Source organism: Limnoglobus sp., from assembly GCF_059499385.1.
In genome coordinates this window covers 107,050-126,534 of the sequence record NZ_JCABYM010000018.1, presented here as the reverse complement: position 1 = coordinate 126,534, position 19,485 = coordinate 107,050, and the positions used below count along the sequence as shown (strand labels likewise).

Annotated in this window: 13 protein-coding genes; 7 read left to right on the top strand and 6 right to left on the bottom strand. The window is 67.6% G+C overall.

Features of this window, described 5'->3' with window-relative positions; all coding sequences use genetic code 11:
* Positions 1-232: 232 nt before the first annotated feature.
* Positions 233-1,819 (bottom strand): MBOAT family O-acyltransferase, encoded by a 1,587-nt coding sequence (locus AC5JJ2_RS03335; RefSeq protein ID WP_495856539.1) that lies wholly within the window; start codon positions 1,817-1,819, stop codon positions 233-235.
* Positions 1,820-2,147: 328 nt separating this feature from the next.
* Between AC5JJ2_RS03335 and AC5JJ2_RS03330 the strand changes: the two genes are divergently transcribed.
* Positions 2,148-6,194 carry a beta strand repeat-containing protein gene (locus AC5JJ2_RS03330; RefSeq protein ID WP_495856538.1) on the top strand — a complete coding sequence of 1,349 codons (4,047 nt, stop codon included), beginning with the start codon at positions 2,148-2,150 and terminating at the stop codon, positions 6,192-6,194.
* Between the two features lie 152 nt (positions 6,195-6,346).
* Here the strand turns inward: AC5JJ2_RS03330 and AC5JJ2_RS03325 are convergent, their stop codons facing one another.
* Positions 6,347-6,934, bottom strand: a complete 588-nt coding sequence (locus tag AC5JJ2_RS03325; RefSeq protein ID WP_495856537.1) for a hypothetical protein — start codon at positions 6,932-6,934, stop codon at positions 6,347-6,349.
* A 262-nt stretch (positions 6,935-7,196) separates the two neighbouring features.
* Here AC5JJ2_RS03325 and AC5JJ2_RS03320 point away from each other — a divergent pair, with 262 nt between their 5' ends.
* Complete coding sequence (locus tag AC5JJ2_RS03320) at positions 7,197-7,526, top strand: small ribosomal subunit protein bS21 (RefSeq protein ID WP_495856536.1); 330 nt, start codon at positions 7,197-7,199, stop codon at positions 7,524-7,526.
* Positions 7,527-7,753: 227 nt separating this feature from the next.
* On the opposite strand, the gene AC5JJ2_RS03315 is transcribed toward AC5JJ2_RS03320, so the two are convergent.
* The 3 genes from AC5JJ2_RS03315 to AC5JJ2_RS03305 form a co-directional block, all read right to left on the bottom strand.
* On the bottom strand, positions 7,754-10,312 hold the full coding sequence (locus tag AC5JJ2_RS03315; protein WP_495856535.1) for a S8 family peptidase: 2,559 nt from the start codon (positions 10,310-10,312) through the stop codon (positions 7,754-7,756).
* 15 nt (positions 10,313-10,327) lie between these two features.
* On the bottom strand, positions 10,328-11,317 hold the full coding sequence (locus AC5JJ2_RS03310) for an AAA family ATPase (RefSeq protein ID WP_495856534.1): 990 nt from the start codon (positions 11,315-11,317) through the stop codon (positions 10,328-10,330).
* 318 nt (positions 11,318-11,635) lie between these two features.
* Complete coding sequence (locus AC5JJ2_RS03305; protein WP_495856533.1) at positions 11,636-12,634, bottom strand: tyrosine-type recombinase/integrase; 999 nt, start codon at positions 12,632-12,634, stop codon at positions 11,636-11,638.
* Positions 12,635-12,781: 147 nt separating this feature from the next.
* On the opposite strand from AC5JJ2_RS03305, the gene AC5JJ2_RS03300 reads away from it, so the two are divergent.
* The 4 genes from AC5JJ2_RS03300 (at position 12,782) to AC5JJ2_RS03285 (ending at position 16,018) form a co-directional block, all read left to right on the top strand.
* Complete coding sequence (locus AC5JJ2_RS03300) at positions 12,782-13,699, top strand: hypothetical protein (RefSeq protein ID WP_495856532.1); 918 nt, start codon at positions 12,782-12,784, stop codon at positions 13,697-13,699.
* Between the two features lie 24 nt (positions 13,700-13,723).
* Complete coding sequence (locus tag AC5JJ2_RS03295) at positions 13,724-14,944, top strand: aminotransferase class V-fold PLP-dependent enzyme (RefSeq protein ID WP_495856531.1); 1,221 nt, start codon at positions 13,724-13,726, stop codon at positions 14,942-14,944.
* Positions 14,945-15,172: 228 nt separating this feature from the next.
* Positions 15,173-15,511 (top strand): hypothetical protein, encoded by a 339-nt coding sequence (locus tag AC5JJ2_RS03290; RefSeq protein WP_495856530.1) that lies wholly within the window; start codon positions 15,173-15,175, stop codon positions 15,509-15,511.
* A gap of 162 nt (positions 15,512-15,673) precedes the next feature.
* Positions 15,674-16,018 carry a hypothetical protein gene (locus tag AC5JJ2_RS03285; RefSeq protein WP_495856529.1) on the top strand — a complete coding sequence of 115 codons (345 nt, stop codon included), beginning with the start codon at positions 15,674-15,676 and terminating at the stop codon, positions 16,016-16,018.
* 379 nt (positions 16,019-16,397) lie between these two features.
* Here AC5JJ2_RS03285 and AC5JJ2_RS03280 read toward each other — a convergent pair whose 3' ends face one another.
* Positions 16,398-16,730 (bottom strand): hypothetical protein, encoded by a 333-nt coding sequence (locus AC5JJ2_RS03280; protein ID WP_495856528.1) that lies wholly within the window; start codon positions 16,728-16,730, stop codon positions 16,398-16,400.
* A 429-nt stretch (positions 16,731-17,159) separates the two neighbouring features.
* Between AC5JJ2_RS03280 and AC5JJ2_RS03275 the strand changes: the two genes are divergently transcribed.
* Positions 17,160-19,469 (top strand): NAD(P)-binding domain-containing protein, encoded by a 2,310-nt coding sequence (locus AC5JJ2_RS03275; RefSeq protein WP_495856527.1) that lies wholly within the window; start codon positions 17,160-17,162, stop codon positions 19,467-19,469.
* Positions 19,470-19,485 lie beyond the last annotated feature (16 nt).

The following is a 19,485-nucleotide window of genomic DNA, read 5'->3' as shown; positions in this document are numbered from 1 at the left end:
GTTTGTCTTGCGGTGCTTGGCCCCCCCGGGGGGCGCCGCCGCCCCCCGCCCCGGGCGGCCCCGGGGCGGGGGGGGGGGGGGGCGGCGCGCCCCCCCCCGAGCTTCACACCTCGGACGCGATCCTCACCGTGAGGGAAAGGCTGACCCCCCTCCCTAACCCTCCCCCCCAAGGGGGGAGGGAACAAGAGGGTCGATTCGAGTGCCACAACGTGTGACATACCGGGTTTCTTTGTCAAAACGTGAAGTAGATGAACGTCTTCCCGCCGTCCGGGGCGAGTACCATCGCCACCGTCAAACAGACCGCGTACCCGACGCCCAGCACCGCGGCCGGGGCGCGCTCCCACAGCTTCTGCCACAATCCCTTTGCCACCAGGACGTGGCAGAACAGTATGAACAGCGCCGTGTACCACAGGCTGCGGTTGTGCAGCGGCAGCGTCAGGCCGTCGTGCCAGCCGAGCATCCGGCGGAACATCTCGATCGCCTTGTCCCACTCCGGCCGGAAGAACACCCAGCACAGCGACACGGCCACGAACGTCACCGCCACCCGCGCCGCCGTGCCGAGCCACGTCTTGAGGTATGCGTCCACCGTCGGCCGTGCCTCGGCCCACGCGCGGAACTGCCGGTGCAGGATCAGCAGCAGCCCGTGGAGCAGGCCCCACACCACGTAGGTCCAGTTCGCCCCGTGCCAGAGGCCGCCGAGGACCATCGTGAGCAGTAGGTTCCGGTTCGTCGCCCACGCCCCGCCGCGGCTGCCGCCGAGCGGGATGAACACGTAGTCCCGCAGCCACGTGCTCAGACTGACGTGCCACCGCCGCCAGAACTCGGACACGTTCGCGGCCAGGTACGGCATGTTGAAGTTCTGCGTCAGCTTGTACCCGAACAGGTGCGCCAGGCCGAGCGCCATGTCCGAGTAGCCGGAGAAGTCGCAGTAGATGCGGAGGGCGTAGGCGAGGACCGCCAGCCACAGGGCGCTCGTGTTGTGCAGTTCCGGCGCGAGGAACGGCCCCGGCACGCCGCCCGCGCCGTCCGTGAACACGGCCATCCGGTCCGCGATGGCCAGCTTCTTGAACACGCCGAGGAGGAACAACTGCAACCCGATCTGCACCCGCAGCCAGTTCCACCGCTTGACCCGGTGCGCCTGCCGGAGGAAGTCCCCGGCGCGGACGATCGGCCCGGCGACGAGGTGCGGGAAGAACAGGATGAACAGCAGGAAGTGCGGCAGGCTCGTCTCGGCCTTCACCTTCCGCCGGTACACGTCCACGGCGTAGCTGATCGCCTCGAACGTGTAGAACGAGATGCCGAACGGCACGAGGATGTCGAGCGGGCTGAGCGTCTGATACCCCGCGTCGAACCCGAACCGGCCGACGAGGGCGTGCAGCTCGTTGAGGAAGAACCCGCGGTACTTGAAGTAGCACAAGACGCCGAGGTTCATGCCGACGCTGGCGAACATCAACAGCCGGCGGTGGCGCTGCGTCTCGGTGCGGTCCATGAGCCGGGCGAGGGCGTAGTCGGCGAGCGTCGTGACGGTGACGAGCAGCGCGAGGCTGGCGTTCCACGCGGCGTAGAAGTGGAAACTGGCGACGACCAGTAGCCAGACGCGCACGGTGTTCCATCGCCGCGGGACCGTCCAGTACGCGACGGCGACGACGAGCAGGAACAGCAGGAACGCCTGCGTGTGGAAGAACGGCTCCGGCAGTTGCGCGTGCAGCCAGCGGAAGTACGGCAGCTCCGCGGCCCAGCGGGCCGCCTCGATCCGGTCCGGCGATTTCACGGCGTCGGCGACGGCGGACGCGAAGCCGGGGCCGGGGGTGGCGATCATCGTGCGACATCCTTGTCAGAACGAGAGGCGGCATCGTAACGGACGCGGGAAACGGGGGTCAAGGCGGGTTCGGGCGGCCCGACTTCCGAAGTCCGGCTTCGACTTCGGAAGTCGATCCCGTGCAGGGGCCTTCCGCCCCCCGTCTGTGTTGGTTCCGCTCGACTTCCGAAGTCGAAGCCGGACTTCGGAAGTCAGGGTCGGTGGAGTTGCGCAAGCCGTGACGGTTCTCATCCGACCACGGGTCGAATTCCGCGCCCGTGCAATCCACTTCGGCTAAGGTAACGTCCGATGTAATGAGACTACGCGCACCCACGGACCGACACTCATCATGCGACGCCACACGAAGCCGCGGAAGCTCCAGCCCGTCGTCCCGCTCGAAGACCGCCTCGCCCCGGCGACGTTCACCGCCACCACGGTCCAGGACCTCGACACCGCCGGCGTCAACCTCGCCACCGGGCAGCTCCCCGGCGGGCAGGTCACGTTGCGGTCGGCGATTCTGGCGGCGAACGCCACGGCCGGCGCGGACACCGTCGTCGCCCCCGCCGGGACGTACCTGCTGACCGTCGCCGGGGCGGAAGAGGACGCCGGCGTCACCGGCGACCTCGACGTGCTGGACGTGCTGACGCTGGAACTGGCCGGCGCGACGATCGACGCGGCCGGCCTCGGCGACCGCGTGCTGGACGTGCCGGACCCGATGGGCGTCGTCATCGTCAACGGCGGCGTGATCGTGAACGGTACGCACGTTGCGCCGGCCGGGACCGACGCGGCCGGTGGCGGCGTCCGGAGCAACGGCACGCTCGCGCTCAACGCCGTCACCGTCGTCGGCAACGCGGCGGTCGGCCCGGACGGGGTCGTCGGCAGCTCGTCGGCCGGGTCCGCGTTCGGCGGCGGCGTCGCGTCGTTCGGTACGCTCACCGTCACCGGCGGGGTGATTTCCAACAACACCGCCACCGGCGGCGACGGCGTCGAGAACGGCGAGCGCGGCGGGTCCGCGTTCGGCGGCGGCGTCCATGCGTCGTTCAGCGGGTCCACGCAAATCACCGCCGCCCGGATCACCGGCAACGCCGCCACCGGCGGGACGGCGTTCGGGTTCGGCGAGTTCAACACCGGCGGCGACGCCCGCGGCGGCGGGCTGTCCCTCGACGGCTCGGCCGCCGTCGTCGCCGGGTCGCGGATCGACAACAACCAGGCCCGCGGCGGGGCCGGGGCGCAGTTCGCGGCCGGCGGCGAGGCGACCGGCGGCGGGCTGTCCGTCGGCGCGAGTACCGCCGTCGTTCAGGACAGCACGTTCGACGCGAACCTGGCCGTCGGCGGCGACGGCAGCGGCGACGCGACCAACGGCGGGCTGGGCGGCGACGCCGGCGGCGGCGGGGTGGAGTTCAACGTCTTCCTCGGCACGGCCGCGTTCGAGAACAGCACCGTCTCCGGGAACACGGCCGTCGGCGGGGCCGGCACGCTCGGCGCGGGCAACGCCAGCCGCGGGCAGGCGGTCGGCGGCGGCGTGCGGCTCTCCGGGTTCTCGTCCACGTCGCTGATCGGCAGCGTCACGATCACGAACAACGAGGTCGTCGCCGGCGGCGGGGACGACGCCGTCGCGACCCGCGGCGGCGGCCTCGGCTCGACCGCGTTCAGCGGCGGGCCGAGCGACAGCGTCCGCGGCAGCGTCATCGCCGGCAACCGCGGCCCGATCGACCCGGACGTGTCCCCGCTCACGGGGGGCCAGGTGGTCCCGTACGTCTCCCTCGGGTCGAACGTCATCGGCGTCGCCGACCCGGCCAGCGGGTTCGCCGACGGCGTGAACGGCGACCAGGTCGGCTCCGCCGCGGCCCCGCTCGACCCGCTGCTCACGCCGCTCGGCTTCTTCGGCGGCGACCCCAACGCCCTCGTCCACGGCCTCAACCCCGGCAGCCCGGCCCGCGACAAGGGGAACGCCGGCACGCTGACGACCGACCAGCGCGGCCCCGGCTTCCCCCGCGTGGTGAACGGCACGGCCGACGCCGGCGCGTTCGAGGTGCAAGTCCCGGCGACGCTGACGCAGACGGTGACGGGAACCCCGGTCGCCGGGCAGCCGTTCACCGTGACCGGCAGCGTGACCGACCCGCGGTTCCAACCGACCGGCACGGTCACGCTGATCCTGAACGGCGCGCCGGCCGGGACCGGCGCACTGGACGCCGTGGGGAACGTGAGTTTCACCGCGACCGTCCCGACGGCCGGGCCGTTCACGGTCAGCATCGCCTACGCCGGGGACGCCGCGTACCTGCCGGCGGCCTCGACCGCGAGCACGTTCGTCGCCCTCGCCGCCACGACGACGGCCGCGAGCGCGAACCCGAACCCGGCGTTCGTGAACCGGCCCGTCACGTTCTTCGCGACCGTCACGCCGGCGTCGGCCGGCGTCCCGACCGGCACGGTGCAGTTCTTCCTGAACGGCACGGCGTTCGGCGCGCCGGTCGCCATCGACGCGGCCGGGAACGCCGTGCTGCCCACCCCCGCCGGGTTCGCCGTCGGGTCGTACCAGGTCTTCGCGGCGTACTCCGGCGACGCGGCCTTCGGCCCGTCGTCCTCGGCTCCGGTCACGCTCGTCGTCACTCCGATCCCGACGACCACGACCGTGGCCGTGGACCCGAACCCGGCGTTCGCGAACCAGCCGGTCACGCTGTCCGCGGCCGTCGCGTCCACGGCCGGCGGCACGCCGACCGGGGCGGTGCAGTTCTTCGCGAACGGGACCGTCATCACCGGGGCCGTGCCGCTCGACGCGACCGGGACCGCCGCGGTGCAGCTGCCGTTCGCCGTCGGGTCGTACCAGATAACGGCCGTCTACTCCGGCGACCCGACGTTCACCACTTCAACGTCCGCGCCGGTCGCGCTCGTGGTGAACACGATCCCGACGACGACCACCGTGACGGCCGCGCCGAACCCGGTCCTCGCGACCGACCCGGTCACGTTCACGGCCACCGTCGTCGGGGACGTAGGCGGGTCGCCGACCGGCGGCACGGTCACGTTCGCCGTGGACGGGTCGCCGGTCGCGACCGTGGCCGTCGTGAACGGGCAGGCCGCGTTCACCCTCGCGGCCGGCCTGCCGGTCGGCGACGGGGCGTACTCGATCCTCGCCGCGTACTCCGGCGACCCCGCGTTCCAGGGGTCGGCGTCGATCCCGGCGACACTGACGGTGAACCCGGTTCCGACGCGGACGACGCTCGCCGTCGTGCCGGCGACCGGGTTCGAGGACACCGCGTTCACGTTGACCGCCGCCGTCGCGTTCGACACCAGTACCGCCGTCAACCCGGCCATCCTGAACGGCACGGTGAACTTCTTCAACGGGACCACGCCGCTCGGTTCCGCGGCGGTCACGAACGGCGTCGCCACGCTCACCCGGTCCGGGCTGCCGGTCGGCGCGAACGCGCTGTCGGCCGTGTTCGTCCCGGCCACGAACGACCTCACCGGCAGCACCGGCACGGCGACCGTCACCGTCGCGGCGCGGCCGGCGATCCGCGAAATCTTCGCCGCGAGTTCCGGGTTCGGCATCACCACCGAGGTCGTCGTCTTCGACGCGGACGGCACGGAGCTGCGGCGGTTCCGGCCGTTCGAGGACGACTTCTGGTGCGGGGCGGTCGTCGCCACCGCGGACGTGACCGGCGACGGCGTCGAGGACGTGATCGTCGGCGGCGCGATCAGCGCCCAGCCGCGGGTGCGCATCTTCGACGGCACGAGCTTCAACCTGCTGACCGAGTTCTTCGCCTACGCCCCGTCGTTCGTCGGCGGGGTGAGCCTGGCGGCCGGCGACCTGACGGGCGACGGCGTGGCCGAGATCGTCACCGGGGCCGGCCTCGGCGGCGGCCCGGCGGTGAACGTCTACTCGTTCGCGAACGGGTCGGCGCAACTCGTCAACAGCTTCTTCGCCTACGACCCGAACCTCCGCAGCGGCGTGTCGGTGGCCGTGTCCGGCCGGCTGCTCGCCACCGGGCCGGGGTTCCGGGCCGGGCCGCACGTCAAAGTCTTCCGCGGCCCCGGCACGCAGCTGATCTCCAGCTTCTTCGCGTTCGACCCGGCGTCCCGCAACGGGGTGAACGTGGCCCTGAGCTTCGACGGCACCCGCACCGTGCTGACGGCCGCGTCCGCCGCCGGCCGGCAGCCGATGGTGACGACGTTCGACGCGTTCACGGCGGCGCAACTGGACTCGGACCTGATCTTCGAGCCGGGGTTCCTGGGCGGCGTGACGGTCGGCAACGTGCGGACGCCGACGGGCGAGACGCGGACGGTGTACGGGACCGGCCTGGGCGGCGGCCCGCGGGTCCGGCTGTTCGCCGCGAACGGCGACGTGATCCGCGACTTCTTCGCGTTCGACCCAACGATGCGCGGCGGCGTGTACGTCGGGTGACGGCAGGCGGGTCATCGGAACCTCCTCGGCATGAGAACCGTTCGCGGCCATGCAACGGCGAGCGTCCCGGCGTGAGCGGGACGTGGCTACGTGGTGTCGGCGGCGCACAAGATTCGGCGTTAGGCCGTCGGGTTCGGGAAGCCACGTCCCGCTCACGCCGGGACGCTCGCCGGCCGCCCGGCCCGGAGTTCGCCGAGCTTGCGGGCGACGAACCGCCGGGCCGTCGCCCGCACCCGCGCGTCGTCGCACGGCCGGCCGGCCCGTGCCCCCTCCTCCTTCACCATCGCCAGCACCGTCGCGAACCCGTTCGGGTCGTGCCGCTCGTAGGCGTCCGCCAGCTCGTCGTCCGTCATCCCTTCCAACCCCGGCGGCAGGTCCGCCTCTTCCTCGTCTTCCTCCTCGAACGCCCCGACCTTTACGGCCGCGTCGAGCGTCTGCTCGCACGCCTTGACCTGGTAGAGCGGTTCGAGCGGCGGCAGCACCTCCGGCTCCGGCGGGTTCGCGGCCCCGGCGAGCGGGCGGCCGTGCCGTAGCCGCGTCTTCTCCAGGTCGAAGACGGCGCGGGCGGCCTCGGCTGCTTCCGCCCGGATCGGGCTGGCGAGCTGCCGCTGGTAGAACAACATGGCGGCGGCGAGGGCGTCGGCCCAGACCCGTTGCCGCTCCTCCGGCGTCGTCGGCAGCGGCGGGGCGAAGTGTGATGCGATGCGGTTGGCGACGGGCGAGGGTGCGGTGGCCGTCATGACTTACCTCCGGTGAAATGACACCGCACTCTACGCCGATACGTGAACAAATGTCAATATCGTGGGGGCGCGGATTTTCTCCGGCCCGAAGATTGGCTTTTGACCCGGCCACCGCACATCGCTAGGCTGGGGGCGTTGTCCCCAGCCACAGTGAGGCGAACCCGGCCCGGATTTATGTGATCTGTGGATTGGGATAAACACCTGTTCGGCGGCAGAAGGCTCTTTCAACCGGCAGCGCGTCAGCCGTACAAGACGCACACGCATGGGTGTTCGGATCGAGGTCCGCGACGGCGAGTCCGTCGAGCAGGCCCTCAAGCGGTTCAGGGAGTTGGTGTGGCGGCATGGCCCACCGGGGGCCGGGCGGAAGCGGCCGAAGTGGCACAAGCGGCCGCTCGACCACTACCTCAAGCCGAGCGAGTTGGCCCGCCGCGACGAGCTGCGAGATGCGTTTGCGGTCTACGCCGGGGAGTGCGCTCGCCGCCGTCTGGTGTGCGTCATCCGCCGGCGGACCAAGCGGCGGAAGGAACGCTTCGGGGATGCCCCGGTGGTGTGCAGGTATCCTGTACCCCGGCCGCTCCCGTGGTGGGCTTAGGCCGAGCGCCGAACCTTGCGCTGCACCTAGCTGAGTGACACTTCACCCGCGTCGCGGTCGTGCTTGAATCGTGCGGGAAACCCTTTGTTGTCAGTGGAACTGGTGAAAATCGTAGGGCACTCGGATTGTACCCGCACGGCCGTCGTGTGGGCAACATCGTTAGCATTTTGTTGGCAGGGCCAACGGGTCGAACTGACGCGAAAAACGAGTGAGAAAAGCGTTGAGAATTACTCCTCGTTGGGTTCGCCCTCAACAGCCACTTCGTTTGCCACAGTCTGCTCGATGGCCGCCACGATGGTCGATTGGACGGGAGTGTAAAGGTCGATCTCCGTCGGCGTGAACAGGCTCACCGCCACCGGCACGGCTTCGGTCTGGATCGAAACGATCAGCGCGTACCTCGCCTCCTTCGACCAGTCGTTGCCCTTCGACTCTCGCCACCAGCCGCTGACCGGGTACACCGCGATCACGCCGCTGTTGGCCAAGTCCGCCGCCGTTCCGGTCCACCAGTCGCAGTGGACCGATCCTCGTGTCCGCACCTTCGGCCCGAGTTCCCAACCCGACGTGTCGCCGACGGCTTCAAACTCCTCTTCCTCGGCCCTCGCGGCTTGGCTGACACGCTTCTTGAAATCGTCCAACGACTCCTGCGGACGCTTCACCTCGAAACGCAGCCCGTGTGATTGGTAACGATGGCGGTGCTTGACGAATCCCTCGCGCCGACCGGGCTTGGGCTCGATGAAATACGACAGCGTCACCCGCAGCGTCACCTTGACCTCGCCCAGTTCGAGCAACTGCTCCTTCGGCCAGGGCAGCGCGTGCAAACCCATCTCTTTGGTTTTGATCGTGCTGTCATCTTTGGTGAACGGCTGGATCGATTGCTCGACAACCATCGTCAGCGCGTTGCGAGCGGAGTACCGGGCACGGTTTAAGTTCGGGATGCCGTATCCGTAGCGGCGGAGTCGATTCACATGATCGACTTTCCTGTTTCCGAACGCCTCCCACATTCGAACCGTCCACTCGGCCGAGTGGATGAGCAGTGCCCGGACCGTCTCTGGCCAAAGGTTCGGATACTCCGCTTGGAGCATCGCCGCCATGCCCGCAGCTTGGGCAGTCGCCGCACTGGTGTCCCGAAAATCGACGAGCAAGCTGCCGCCCGTGGCGTGAGAGGTCGTCAGCATCGACATGTCATCGACTTCCATCACCGCTTTCTTATCGTCGCGGACGATCTGGTTGCCGCCTTCCAACACGAAGTCCGGCTTGTACGGCCACGGCTTCTCCCACGCAAGGGACGTGGTGCTGGAAGGACTCAAGTCTCCGACCGACGCGATGGGCTTGTAGGTGGGGTACGCTTTTGAGTCGTAGGTCACGCAGTCGGTACAGGCTCCGACGGCAATCGCATTCCACGCTTGGGCCGGGTCTTTCACCATGTCCGTGTCGTTCGACTCCGGGTAACGATGCCGTTCGTTCGGGTCGGTGTTACCGGCGGACACGAAGAACAGCCGCGGGTTTTGGTCGGCAAAGCCGCCACAGATTTGGTCCACGACACCCGACCAAGACGACGGCCGCCCGCGATCCCGGCTGTCTGTCGTGATGGCCATGCAAAACGAACGCAGCCGCTCGGGGGCCGCGATTTCCACACGGCTCACTGATTGAGCCGTGATCGCACCGTAAAGTCGTCGCTCGTTCTGGTACGGTTTCGGCGGCAGGATTCGCACCGACTCGATGCGGTGTGTTAGTGTGTGCGACTCGTTACCGGCAAGTAGCGAGGAGAGGTGGCGTCCATACAGAACGACTCCGGCCATTTCAGAACCGTGCGTTCGTAGAAGTGCTGCCGGCCGATCTGGGGCGTCTGCCAGCGGCCAGTTCGGATCGTAGCGGTGACAGTCGGCCGCATCGAGCGCAGGCCGAATCAGCGGGTTGGCAACGACACCGCCATCGAGAACGCAAACGTATGGCGCATCCACTGGTGGTGGGACGAGCCGATTGAGAAAAGCGTTTACCCACTCTGCCTGCTCGCTCGGTTTCAGCGCAATGAAATCGGCAGGGTTTTCCTTCGCCTTGCGGACTTCGCCGATCATGTCGAGCAGGTCGGCCGATGCCATCAACTCTTCCGCCGTCCCGTACACAAGGCCGACGACGCGGTCGGGGAAGTTAATGGTGTCACTGCCCACCGCCAGTCCGTTCGACTGCGCGAGGATGCGAAACGACTCCCAGATACTTCTGCCACCGACGACGCGCACCCAGACTTCCCACCACACCTTCTGCGCGGCGGGCGGAAAGTCGTCGTCGTCGTCCGTCCAGAACGAACGCAGCGTGGCCAGCCGAATCTGGCCGATGGTGGCGATCAGGTCTTGGTGTTTGGGCTTGGACGGCGTCTTCTCCGTCCCCTTCGTGTCCGAGTTGAGGTACTCTTCGGCCCGCTTGAGAAAGTGCGTCAGCGCCCCTTCGGGAATGTGAACAGTCGCGATCTGAACGTCGCCTTCCTGGCGGACGCAGGCGACCTCAATGCCCTTGCGTTTGTCTTCGAGACTTTCCAATTTGAGCAGGAAGCCGGGTTCGCTGCGCACTTCGATCACTAGCGGTGCCGACTCCTCTTGGTCCGGCGACACACCTCGGGTCTCGTCGTTTTCCCCACGCACCTTCTGGAGTTGTTCTCGGACCGACGTGCCGTGCGCGGTTCGGTCCCGTGCCGGCAGGTTGAAACTCGGCCCCAGTCTCGGCGTGGCCGTGTACTTGTCCTTCCCGAAGAAGCCGGTGACGATCAGGTGCGGAAGGTTGTCGCTGCTCATCAGGTCAACTCGGTGCTACGTCTTGTCGCGTCCCAGGATTGCGGAGCGCTCGCGGATGGTGGTCAACAAGTCTTCCGTTGCAATCCGATCCCGTTCTTCGAGTACGGCGGCTTTCGCCGCTTCCATGCAGGCTCGGGTCACTTCGGCGTAGCTCAGGCCGGTGGCCGCGGCACGCACCTCGTCCCAGTTGACACCCGAGAGGCCGAACGAGTTCAGTCGGTTCTTGGCCAGCAGTTCAACCTGATCATCGCCGGGCAGGCCGTAGCGGATTACATCGTCGAACCGGCGGAACAATGCCGGATCAAGGGCTTCTTGGTGGTTGGTCGCCGCGAGAATCAGGCTGTCGGAGTCGTCCGACTCCAGAAACTGTAGGAACGAGTTCAACACCCGACGCATCTCACCGACATCGTTGCGCCGCCCGCGATCCGACCCGATGGCGTCGAACTCGTCGAACAGGTACACCCCGCGGGTGACGACCATCGCGTCGAAGACGAGCCGAAGTTTCGCGGCAGTCTCGCCCATGAACTTGGTGATCAGCCCGTCGAGTCTCGCGGCGAGCAGGGGGAGTTTCAACTCTCCGGCCAGGGCCGCCGCGGTCATCGTCTTGCCCGAACCGGGCGGGCCGACCAGCAACAGCTTGCGCCGGGCCGACATCCCGTGGGCACGCAACTTGTCCTGCTGGCGGTACTCGACGATGATCCGGTTGAGGGAGACCTGGGCCGACGGTCCCAGAACCATGTCGGCCAGTCGAGTCTTCGGGTACGACGCTTGGATCAGGTCGGCCAGCTCTCCCGCCGGCCGTGCGATGGGGACGGCCGGACGGATGGCCGGCTGGGACGAGCGCCGTTTGGCCTCGTCGATCAGATCACGGATGTCCTGGGCGAGTTTTCCTTGACCACGGCGAGCGGCGTGTGCGGCCACCTGCATCGACACGGTGAGGAACTGTTCCCCATCCCCATCGACGTAGCTCTTCAGAAGGGCTTTGATCTGCTCCGCAGTGGCCATACGTTTCCGAGTTCCCGTGTCGTATCCATTCCTTCGACCGCTCCTCCTGCTTGCTCCCGAACCTCTCATTATAGCGTAGCTTGCGCACGCCAGGAAAGCCAGGATCGTTGAGCCGAGCGAGGTCGTTTTCCGCCGCTGTGTACCCCATTCGGCTGGTTCTGAGAAGCCGGACTGTGCCAGCTCGACGGAGATAGCCCCACGAGCCAACGGAGGGGATCGGCATCGTTGAAAACGGGACCGTCCGAGTCGCCTCGCGGTTCGCCACACCCGCTCGTCTTCCGACCGTACCCCCTGCACGACACAAGGTCGGCGGTCGCATCAGTATTTCAGGACGTAGGCCGGGCTACGGCTGAGCCGGTCGCGGTTGCGGATGTAGGTGAGGGTGGTCCGCGGATCGGCGTGCCCGGCGAAGTCCTGTAGGTCCACGATGTCCGCCCCGCGCTCGCGGGCGGTGGTCAGGGCCGTCACCCGGAACGAGTGGACCGTCACGTTCGGGTCGAGGCCAAGCCTTCGGACGTATCGTTCCACGAGATACTGAAGTCCGCGGCGGGTGAGCGGGGAAGTGAGAAACCCGTCCCTGCCCTGACCGCGTGCGGTCTTCAGCGGTCGAAACAGCGGAGCGTCCGTCACCCCGTCGCCGACGATGGCCAACCACGCTTCGAGCCGCTCGACCGCTTCGGGATGAAGCGGCATCCGACGCTCCTTGCCGCCCTTGCCGCGGACCTCCAGCACCTGATGGCCACCACTTCGCTTGAAGTCGCCGATGCGAAGCCGACAGACCTCGCCGACGCGACAACCGGTAAACGCCAAGATCGCCAGAATCGCCCGGTCCCGCACTCCCTCTGGTGTTTCGGCAGTCGGGAAGTCTAGCAACCGGCGGCAGTCTTCGGGGGACAGTGCCACGGTCTTGCCGTCCCGCGGAACTGGCGGGGCGGCGACGAACGCGGTGTCAGCCGGATTGGCCCCGGTGTAGCCGTATTTGCGGAGGTAGCCGTAGAGACTGCGGAGGACCGACAGCTTGCGGCCAATCGCCGTGTTCGACAGTCCGCCTTCAAGCAGGTGATCCCGCCACGCGGATACGATTCCTGGTCGAATTTGTGCGAGTTTCTCCCATTCGCCGTTTGGCACCCCGGCGAAGTCAAGAAACTGGAACAGGTCGCGGGAGTATCCGTCCCGCGTCTCAACCGACGGCGAACGGGTGAGCCACGCCTGGAAGGCTTCTTCGAGTTGGCCGCGGAGACGTAGGGGGTCGCCCGGATTCTGGTGTTGGAAGGCCGGAGCTTGGTCGGTGCGGTCGGGTCGGGTGGTCAGTTCCATAGGGTCGAATTGGTGCGATTCCGGGCCACGATAGCACGACTTTTTATGTCGCGCAAAGTGAGTTTCACGACCTGAAACCACAGCCTATTCGGAGAGCGGGTTTGCCTCGGCTTGTCATTCGGATCGGCATGTCGTACCGTCGGCGGCATGTTGCGTCCGACCCCCACTCACCGCCGGTCCGTCCTGTGGAGCTTCCAGTTCGTCGGCACTGCCCTGGTTGGCTCGCTAACGATGGCGCTGGTGAGTGTGTTCGCCCCGCTCCCGGCTCAGGTCGCTGTCTTGGGGGCACTAGTCAGCGTCCTGGGCGGGCTGTTCGTCAGCTACATGCAGCAGGAGCGCGACCGCGACCGCCAGCGGAACGACGCCCTCGAACGGCTGGCCGTGCCGCTCGCGCTCGCCGCCCAGCCCGACCTGTTCGCCCATTACCTCGCCTTCTGCAAGACGCTCACCGACCTGGCCGACCAGCGCGACCCAATCCTCCGCGAGATTGCCGGACTGAAGCTGGCCTCCGTCAACGCCCAGGTGGCTACCCTGGCAGGCGGCACTATTGCGTTCGGCGGCACCGAGACGTGGCGGGCCGTCTACGAGGCGTTGCTCAGCAGCCCGGACATCAAGGAGTATCAGTCCGTTGCCTGGGTCCGCAGCCGGGACTACTGGCGAGACGCCCCCGGCTGCCAGAGCATGGCGGCCAACTTCGCCGCTGCCCACCGGGGCGTACTCGTCGAACGAATCATCGTCCTCCGCGACGACTTGTGGCCAAGCGACGCCCTGCTTCCCGCCGGCGAAATCCTCCCGTGGGTAATGGAGCAGCACAACCACGGGCTGAGCCTCCGGCTCGTCCGCGAGTCGGCGCTCGCCGCCGAACCTGACCTGCTCGGGGACATGGGGGTGTACGGCGACCGGGCGTGCGGCGTGCAGGAGCTCGACGAGCGGTCACGGACCGTCCGCTTCCTTCTCCACTTCGACGCCCAGGCGGTGCGGCTGGCGAAGGACCGCTGGCGACGGCTGGCGGTGTACGCCGCCCCGTTCCATTCTCTACTGGATCGGGCCGACCCGACCCGCTAGGATCGGATCGGAGGATCATGGCTTGTGAGTGACGTGCTGTATCTCGATACGGCTCGCCTCGGACGGATGACACCGCAGGCCCGACTGGCCGATCACGCCTTCGCCGACTGGGCCGCCGAGGAAGGCGGGTCCGTGTACTTCGAGCGGTTCCTCCGGTCTGGCATCCACGACCTCCCCGCGGACATCGCTCGCCGTCACGCCCGCCTGTCCGGCTGGCACGGCATCGACCACCTCAAACAAACTCTCCGCACCGTCGCCGGCGCTCCGGCCGGATTCCCGGTTCTCTTGGCGAACCGATCCGCCCAACTGATGAAGCTGGCCGCCAGGGTGTTGTTCCACCCGTGCCGGAACGTGTTGACTACCGACCTCGATTGGCCCGGCTACCGGGACATCCTGGAGGCCGAGTGTCGGCGGGCCGGCCGGCGACTCACGACCATCCCGGTTCGGGACGCCGCGGTTCGCGGACAACTCACCGAACCCGAGTTGCTGGAGCGGGTCCAGAAGACTTTCGGTGCGTACGGCTGCGACGGGCTGTTCCTGACCGCCGTCAGCCACGACGGCATCCGGTTGCCCATCTCACACATCGTCGAATCGCTGGACCCGGACCGGGTGATGTTCTCGGTCGTGGACGGTGCCCAAGACTTCTGCCATGCCCGGTCCGACTTCCGGGCCTGCGACCTGTTCCTAGCGAGCGCCCATAAGTGGCTGGGGGCGTACCACCCGCTCGGCCTCGGCTTCTACGGCCGGCTACGATCCGCCGAGCGGATCGAAACGATCCTCACCGCCATGCTCGATTCGGACGACCTGGACGACCCGCTGCTCCGCCGGACAGCGGGTTCGCGGGCCGAGCAGCGCGTCCCGGAAACGCTCGGCATCGCCGCACTCCTGACCTGCCAGGGGGCCGCGGGCGACACGGTTGACCGGATCGGTTCTCACCCCGACGGGCACCGCCGGCAGTTGGCGAACGCCACGGCCATCGAAGAGACTGTGCGAGACTCGGGCTGGGTGCCACTCGCGCCGAACCGCGCCCTGCGAACCGGCATCCTGATGCTCCAAGCCCAGGGGGACGGGTTGCGGTTGGCCGAACCGGATGTCGTCCGCGAGGCCATCCGCGATCAGGGAGTGTCCGTCTCCACCTACCCCGGCGGACGGGTCCGACTGTCGATGCCCCTCGATCTGCTGACCGAAGCGGATCTCGAACGTGTCCGGCACGCCCTCCGCACTGCCCGTGAACAACTCGACTAATCGCCTGATGGTTTGCGGGGTTGTCGGACCTCCCCTTCACTCGATCGAGTATCGCCCCTCGGTTCCGCCGCAAACCGCACGTCGGCTGCGGATTCCCGCATAACCCCGCTGGGTAGTCGTGAGCATGGGCTGACGCGGACGAGCGAACCGTCCGGGGCAACCCGTGGTGCAATTCAGGTTCCATCAGGTTCCGCGTCACTCTCACACTTGAAAGGATGGTACACGACCATGTCCACGAACACGCAACCCCGCGACAAGCGGGCCGGCGGCAAGCCGCCCGGCGAACCCGCGAAGAAACCGTCCCCCGCCGAAGACCCGGCCCCGAACGGCAACCGGCCGGTCCACGAGGTCCGCATGGGCCGGATCGTCGGGGCCGTCTGGGCGAACACGGACAAGGAGTCCGGGGCCGTCTGGTACAACGTCACGTTCGCCCGCATCTACCGCGACCAGGGCGGCACCTGGCAGCGGGCGGACAGCTTCGGCAAGTCCGACCTGCCGCTGCTGGTGAAGGTGGCCGACCGCTGCCACGACTGGATGTTCGAGCAGCACGCCCAGGCCGACGAGTAAACGCACCGGTTCTTTCCCGAGGCCCACACCCGCACCACGGGGGCCTCCACACTCTCTCACTCGGGTAGACGCTCACCCGCTCGCCTTGCGTCGGCTCCCGCCGGCGAAAGGCCGGTGACGCTTTTCATGGTTCTGCACGGTTCCACTTACCCGAGGTGCCACATGACCGCGTTCACGATCGGCGAACTCGTTGCCCGGTTGAAGCAGGGCGACATCGTCGCCCGCCCCGTTTCCGAAGACTGGGCCGGCATGATCGGCCGGACCACGACCGAGGGCCGCGTCTGCGAAGTCGATGGCGAGACGTACGACTACTTCCTCGACGCGCTGCCGCCCCGCTGGATGGGGATGGGGAACGGGGGGTTCGCGTTCGGCGAGGGGGCCGACCCGCTCCGATTGTTCTGGGCGGCGAACACGCCGGACGGCCGCCGCTACTTCTGCCGCCAACTGTCCGAGGGCGAAACCGTCCTGTTCTGCCGGCTGGCCCGCATCGGCCGGTCGAGCGGTTGAATGACGGCCACCACACGAGAGGTCCACCGCGTCACCGGCCTCTCGACCGACGACCCGGCCTACACATCCCGCCGACCGGCCCATCCCCGCTCCCGACTCCCTCGAATCCGGCAGGGTGAGAAGACGAAATCCAGCAAGAGTGGTCCGTGCTGATCCGTCTCGGCCGCCGGTGTGCGGGGGCCCCATGCCCGCGAATCCCCGCACACCGGCGACCGAGAAGACGGCAGAAATGAACACTAAGCGGATTCATACCCGGAAAGAGCGAAAGGAAACTGGTGTGAAGTCAGGTCGCACAAGCTCTGCGAATAGCTGGCGGTTCTCCTGGTATGTGATCCTGGATGCCGATTGACGCACTGTCGGCTGTTACAAGGTTGCCACGTTACCGACTACCCGACCCCTCAAGCATGCGGCCGAACACGCCCTGGCGCGGGGCCGGGCCGGACGGGTACGAGCCGACGGCGGGGTAGGCCGGGTACGAGACCCCGCCGTAGGGGTTCGACGGGTACGAGCCGACGACCGGGCCGGCGGGGTCGCAGTTCCCGGTCGGGCAGCCCGACGAGTAGGTCATCGACGGTACGATCTGCACCGGACGCGAGTACGAGTTGGAGCACCGCGGCCCGAACAGCCGACGGTGTTGGCCGTACGCGCCGGCGGGAACGAGACACAGCACCCCGAGGACCAGTGCAACGGGGGCGAGACGCGAGAGCTTCATCAGTGGTGTACCTTTCCGGGTGAGGAGTGAGACCCGAACGACGGGTCGCGTCTTGACGCGGTGGCAGTATCGGCGGTTCGCCCGCCGCGGTCTGTGAGGCACTTCACACCGCCCCGATTCCGATCCGCGGTCGCTGCTCCAACACGCGAATCCCGTCGATCCGGCACTTCGATTCCAAGTCGATCAAGGTTGGTGAGGCACCTCACAGTGATTCGGGCCGCCCACGGGTAAAAGGGATGAGCTGCGGGTGGCACGGGCCACTTGGGCACTCGGGCACGCTCGTGCCTTACTCCAGCCTCGCAGAATCTGGCACAAGGATGGTCGATGCCCGCAACTTCAAGCCGCCCAACTCGTAACCCCGCGCGGTATTGGGCAACGGTCCCGCCCCAAGAGATCGTCCCGGTCCTCGACGCCCGCTTCGAGTCGAGCTTGCCGGGCATCTTTGTCGTCGGCGACGTGACCGGAACGCCGCTCGTCAAGGTGGCGGCCAACCAGGGAGCGGCCGTCATCGCCACGATGAATGCGAGCGGCGAGTTTCGGCGACCCGCAGCTGAAGCCAATGGCCCGCTCGACGTGGTCATCATCGGCGGCGGGCCGGCGGGTTTGTCTGCCGCGATCGAATCGCAGAAGATTGGTCTGCGGTACGTCGTCCTGGAACGGGCGAAACTCGCCAGCACGGTTCGCGGGTTCCCACCGGGCAAGAAGGTCTACGCTGAGCCGCGTTCCCTCGCGAACGCCAGCGTGTTGGAGACGGGCACGGACCTGGAGCGGGACGAGTTCGTGGCGATGGTCGAGCGTCTCGTCGCGGATCGTCAACTGCACGTACAGGAAGACACCGAAGTCAAGCGCGTCCGACAGACCGGCGAGCACCAGTTTGCTGTGGAAACGGCGTCTGGGCACCACTTCCCCACTCGCAACGTCGTCGTCGCCATCGGGCGGCAGGGGCAACCCCGCCTGCTGGAGTGTCCGGGGGCCGAACTGGCCCACAAGGTGACCTACCGGCTTCACAACCCAGAGGATTACCGGGGAAAAGACATTCTCGTGGTCGGCGGCGGGAACTCCGCCATCGAAGCGGCCCTGTTGCTGGCGGAGGACAACCGCGTCACCCTCTCCTACCGCGGGACGGACCTGTTCCGCGCCAAGGAGGAAAACCGCCGACTGATCGACGAGGCCGTGGCGGCTGGACGGGTGCGAATCGTTTACGGTAGCGAGGTGGCCGAGGTGCGGGAGGCCGAAGTCTCGCTGGCCCTATCGGGCGACCGGAAGGTGATTCCGAACGACCACGTGATCGTGCTGATCGGCACGCTGCCGCCGGTGGACTTTCTGCTCGATATGGGACTGGAACTCGACGGCGTGTGGACGCGGAAGCGGCTCGGGTGGGCGGTGGTGGGCCTGCTCCTCGGCCTAGTGGTGTACTTTCTGGCCAAGTTCGTCGTGCTCCGCCCCGAAGACGCGGGGGGCGGGAAGATCCTCGTACCCGGTGTGACTCAGTCATTCGGCGCGTGGCTGGATTCCGCGAGCCGAACCGTCCTCGGGTACGTCATGCCGATTCTCTTCCTCGTGAACTTCGCGCTATGGATGGTCAACGTCTCCATCCGGCTGGCGGACCGCCGACCGTTCGTGCCAACCGATCATAGCGTTCGCGGGATGGTGACGTCGGGCTTGCTTTTCTCGGTGTATCACGTCGTCGCCAACCTCTTCACGACCACCCCCGAACTCGCTGGAGCCGGGCCTTATTACCTGCCGGGGTTCGCCTGGGTCTACCGGGTGGTCCCTGCCTTCTTCTCCAACCTCTCCGGCCTGTACTACCTGCTCTACTTTTCCGCGATCGCGGGCTTCGGCGTGTACTGGGCGGTCAAGGCCCGTCACCGCATCGTCTGGCGGCGAAATCTGACGATCATCGCGGTGCAGTGGACCCTCTGGTGGGGCATCCCGACCGCGCTCGTCGTCCTGCTCGGCCGCAACCCGTGGACGCCGCTCCTGTCCCGTTCGCTGAACGCCTGGCCGTTGAACATCGGCGCGTTCACGCTCGACCCGGCGGTCGGTCCGGGCGACCCCGAGTGGTGGCACACGGTCGCCGTGGTCGGCGTGGCGTGGGCGGTATTCCTCACCTTCGTCGTGATCCCCCTCGTCACGGTCCGCTGGGGGAAACTGTACTGCTCCTACGTCTGCTCGTGCGGCGCGCTCGCCGAGACGGTCGGGAACGGGTTTCGGCACCGCGGGCCGAAAGGGGATGGGCCGCGGAAATGGGAGCGGGCGGGGTTCGTGTTCATCGTCCTGGCCGCCGTCGGCACGGCCGTCGATCTGTACGGGTTCAAGGGGCCGCTCGGGCTTTACAACGTGTGGGTCGGCACGTTCCTCGCTGGGGCCGTCGCCATCGGGCTGTACCCGTTCCTTGGCCAGCGGGTGTGGTGTCGGATGTGGTGCCCGCTCGCGTTCTGGATGAACTTCTGGGGCCGCTGGTCGCGGTTCAAGATCACGGCCGAGAAGGGTAAGTGCATCGACTGCAACGTGTGCAACCAGTACTGCCAGATGGGGATCGACATCAAGTCCCGCGCCCTGCGAGGCCAGGACGTGACGCTCGCCGACACGCCCTGCGTCGGCTGCGGCGAGTGCGTCGTCCGCTGCCCGATGAAGATCCTCCACCTCGGCGAGGCACCGGCACCCCTCCTTCAATTGGGAACGGAGCGGCTGAGCCTTCCGAAGGTTGGCACACCCGGCGGAAGCCGACATCCTTGAAATGGGAGTTCCTGTC

Coding starts and splice junctions, on each gene's coding strand:
- AC5JJ2_RS03335 (WP_495856539.1), bottom strand. CDS start 1,819: ATGATCGCCACCCCCGGCCCCGGCTTCGCGTCCGCCGTCGCCGACGCC.
- AC5JJ2_RS03330 (WP_495856538.1), top strand. CDS start 2,148: ATGCGACGCCACACGAAGCCGCGGAAGCTCCAGCCCGTCGTCCCGCTC.
- AC5JJ2_RS03325 (WP_495856537.1), bottom strand. CDS start 6,934: ATGACGGCCACCGCACCCTCGCCCGTCGCCAACCGCATCGCATCACAC.
- AC5JJ2_RS03320 (WP_495856536.1), top strand. CDS start 7,197: ATGGGTGTTCGGATCGAGGTCCGCGACGGCGAGTCCGTCGAGCAGGCC.
- AC5JJ2_RS03315 (WP_495856535.1), bottom strand. CDS start 10,312: ATGAGCAGCGACAACCTTCCGCACCTGATCGTCACCGGCTTCTTCGGG.
- AC5JJ2_RS03310 (WP_495856534.1), bottom strand. CDS start 11,317: ATGGCCACTGCGGAGCAGATCAAAGCCCTTCTGAAGAGCTACGTCGAT.
- AC5JJ2_RS03305 (WP_495856533.1), bottom strand. CDS start 12,634: ATGGAACTGACCACCCGACCCGACCGCACCGACCAAGCTCCGGCCTTC.
- AC5JJ2_RS03300 (WP_495856532.1), top strand. CDS start 12,782: ATGTTGCGTCCGACCCCCACTCACCGCCGGTCCGTCCTGTGGAGCTTC.
- AC5JJ2_RS03290 (WP_495856530.1), top strand. CDS start 15,173: ATGTCCACGAACACGCAACCCCGCGACAAGCGGGCCGGCGGCAAGCCG.
- AC5JJ2_RS03285 (WP_495856529.1), top strand. CDS start 15,674: ATGACCGCGTTCACGATCGGCGAACTCGTTGCCCGGTTGAAGCAGGGC.
- AC5JJ2_RS03280 (WP_495856528.1), bottom strand. CDS start 16,730: ATGAAGCTCTCGCGTCTCGCCCCCGTTGCACTGGTCCTCGGGGTGCTG.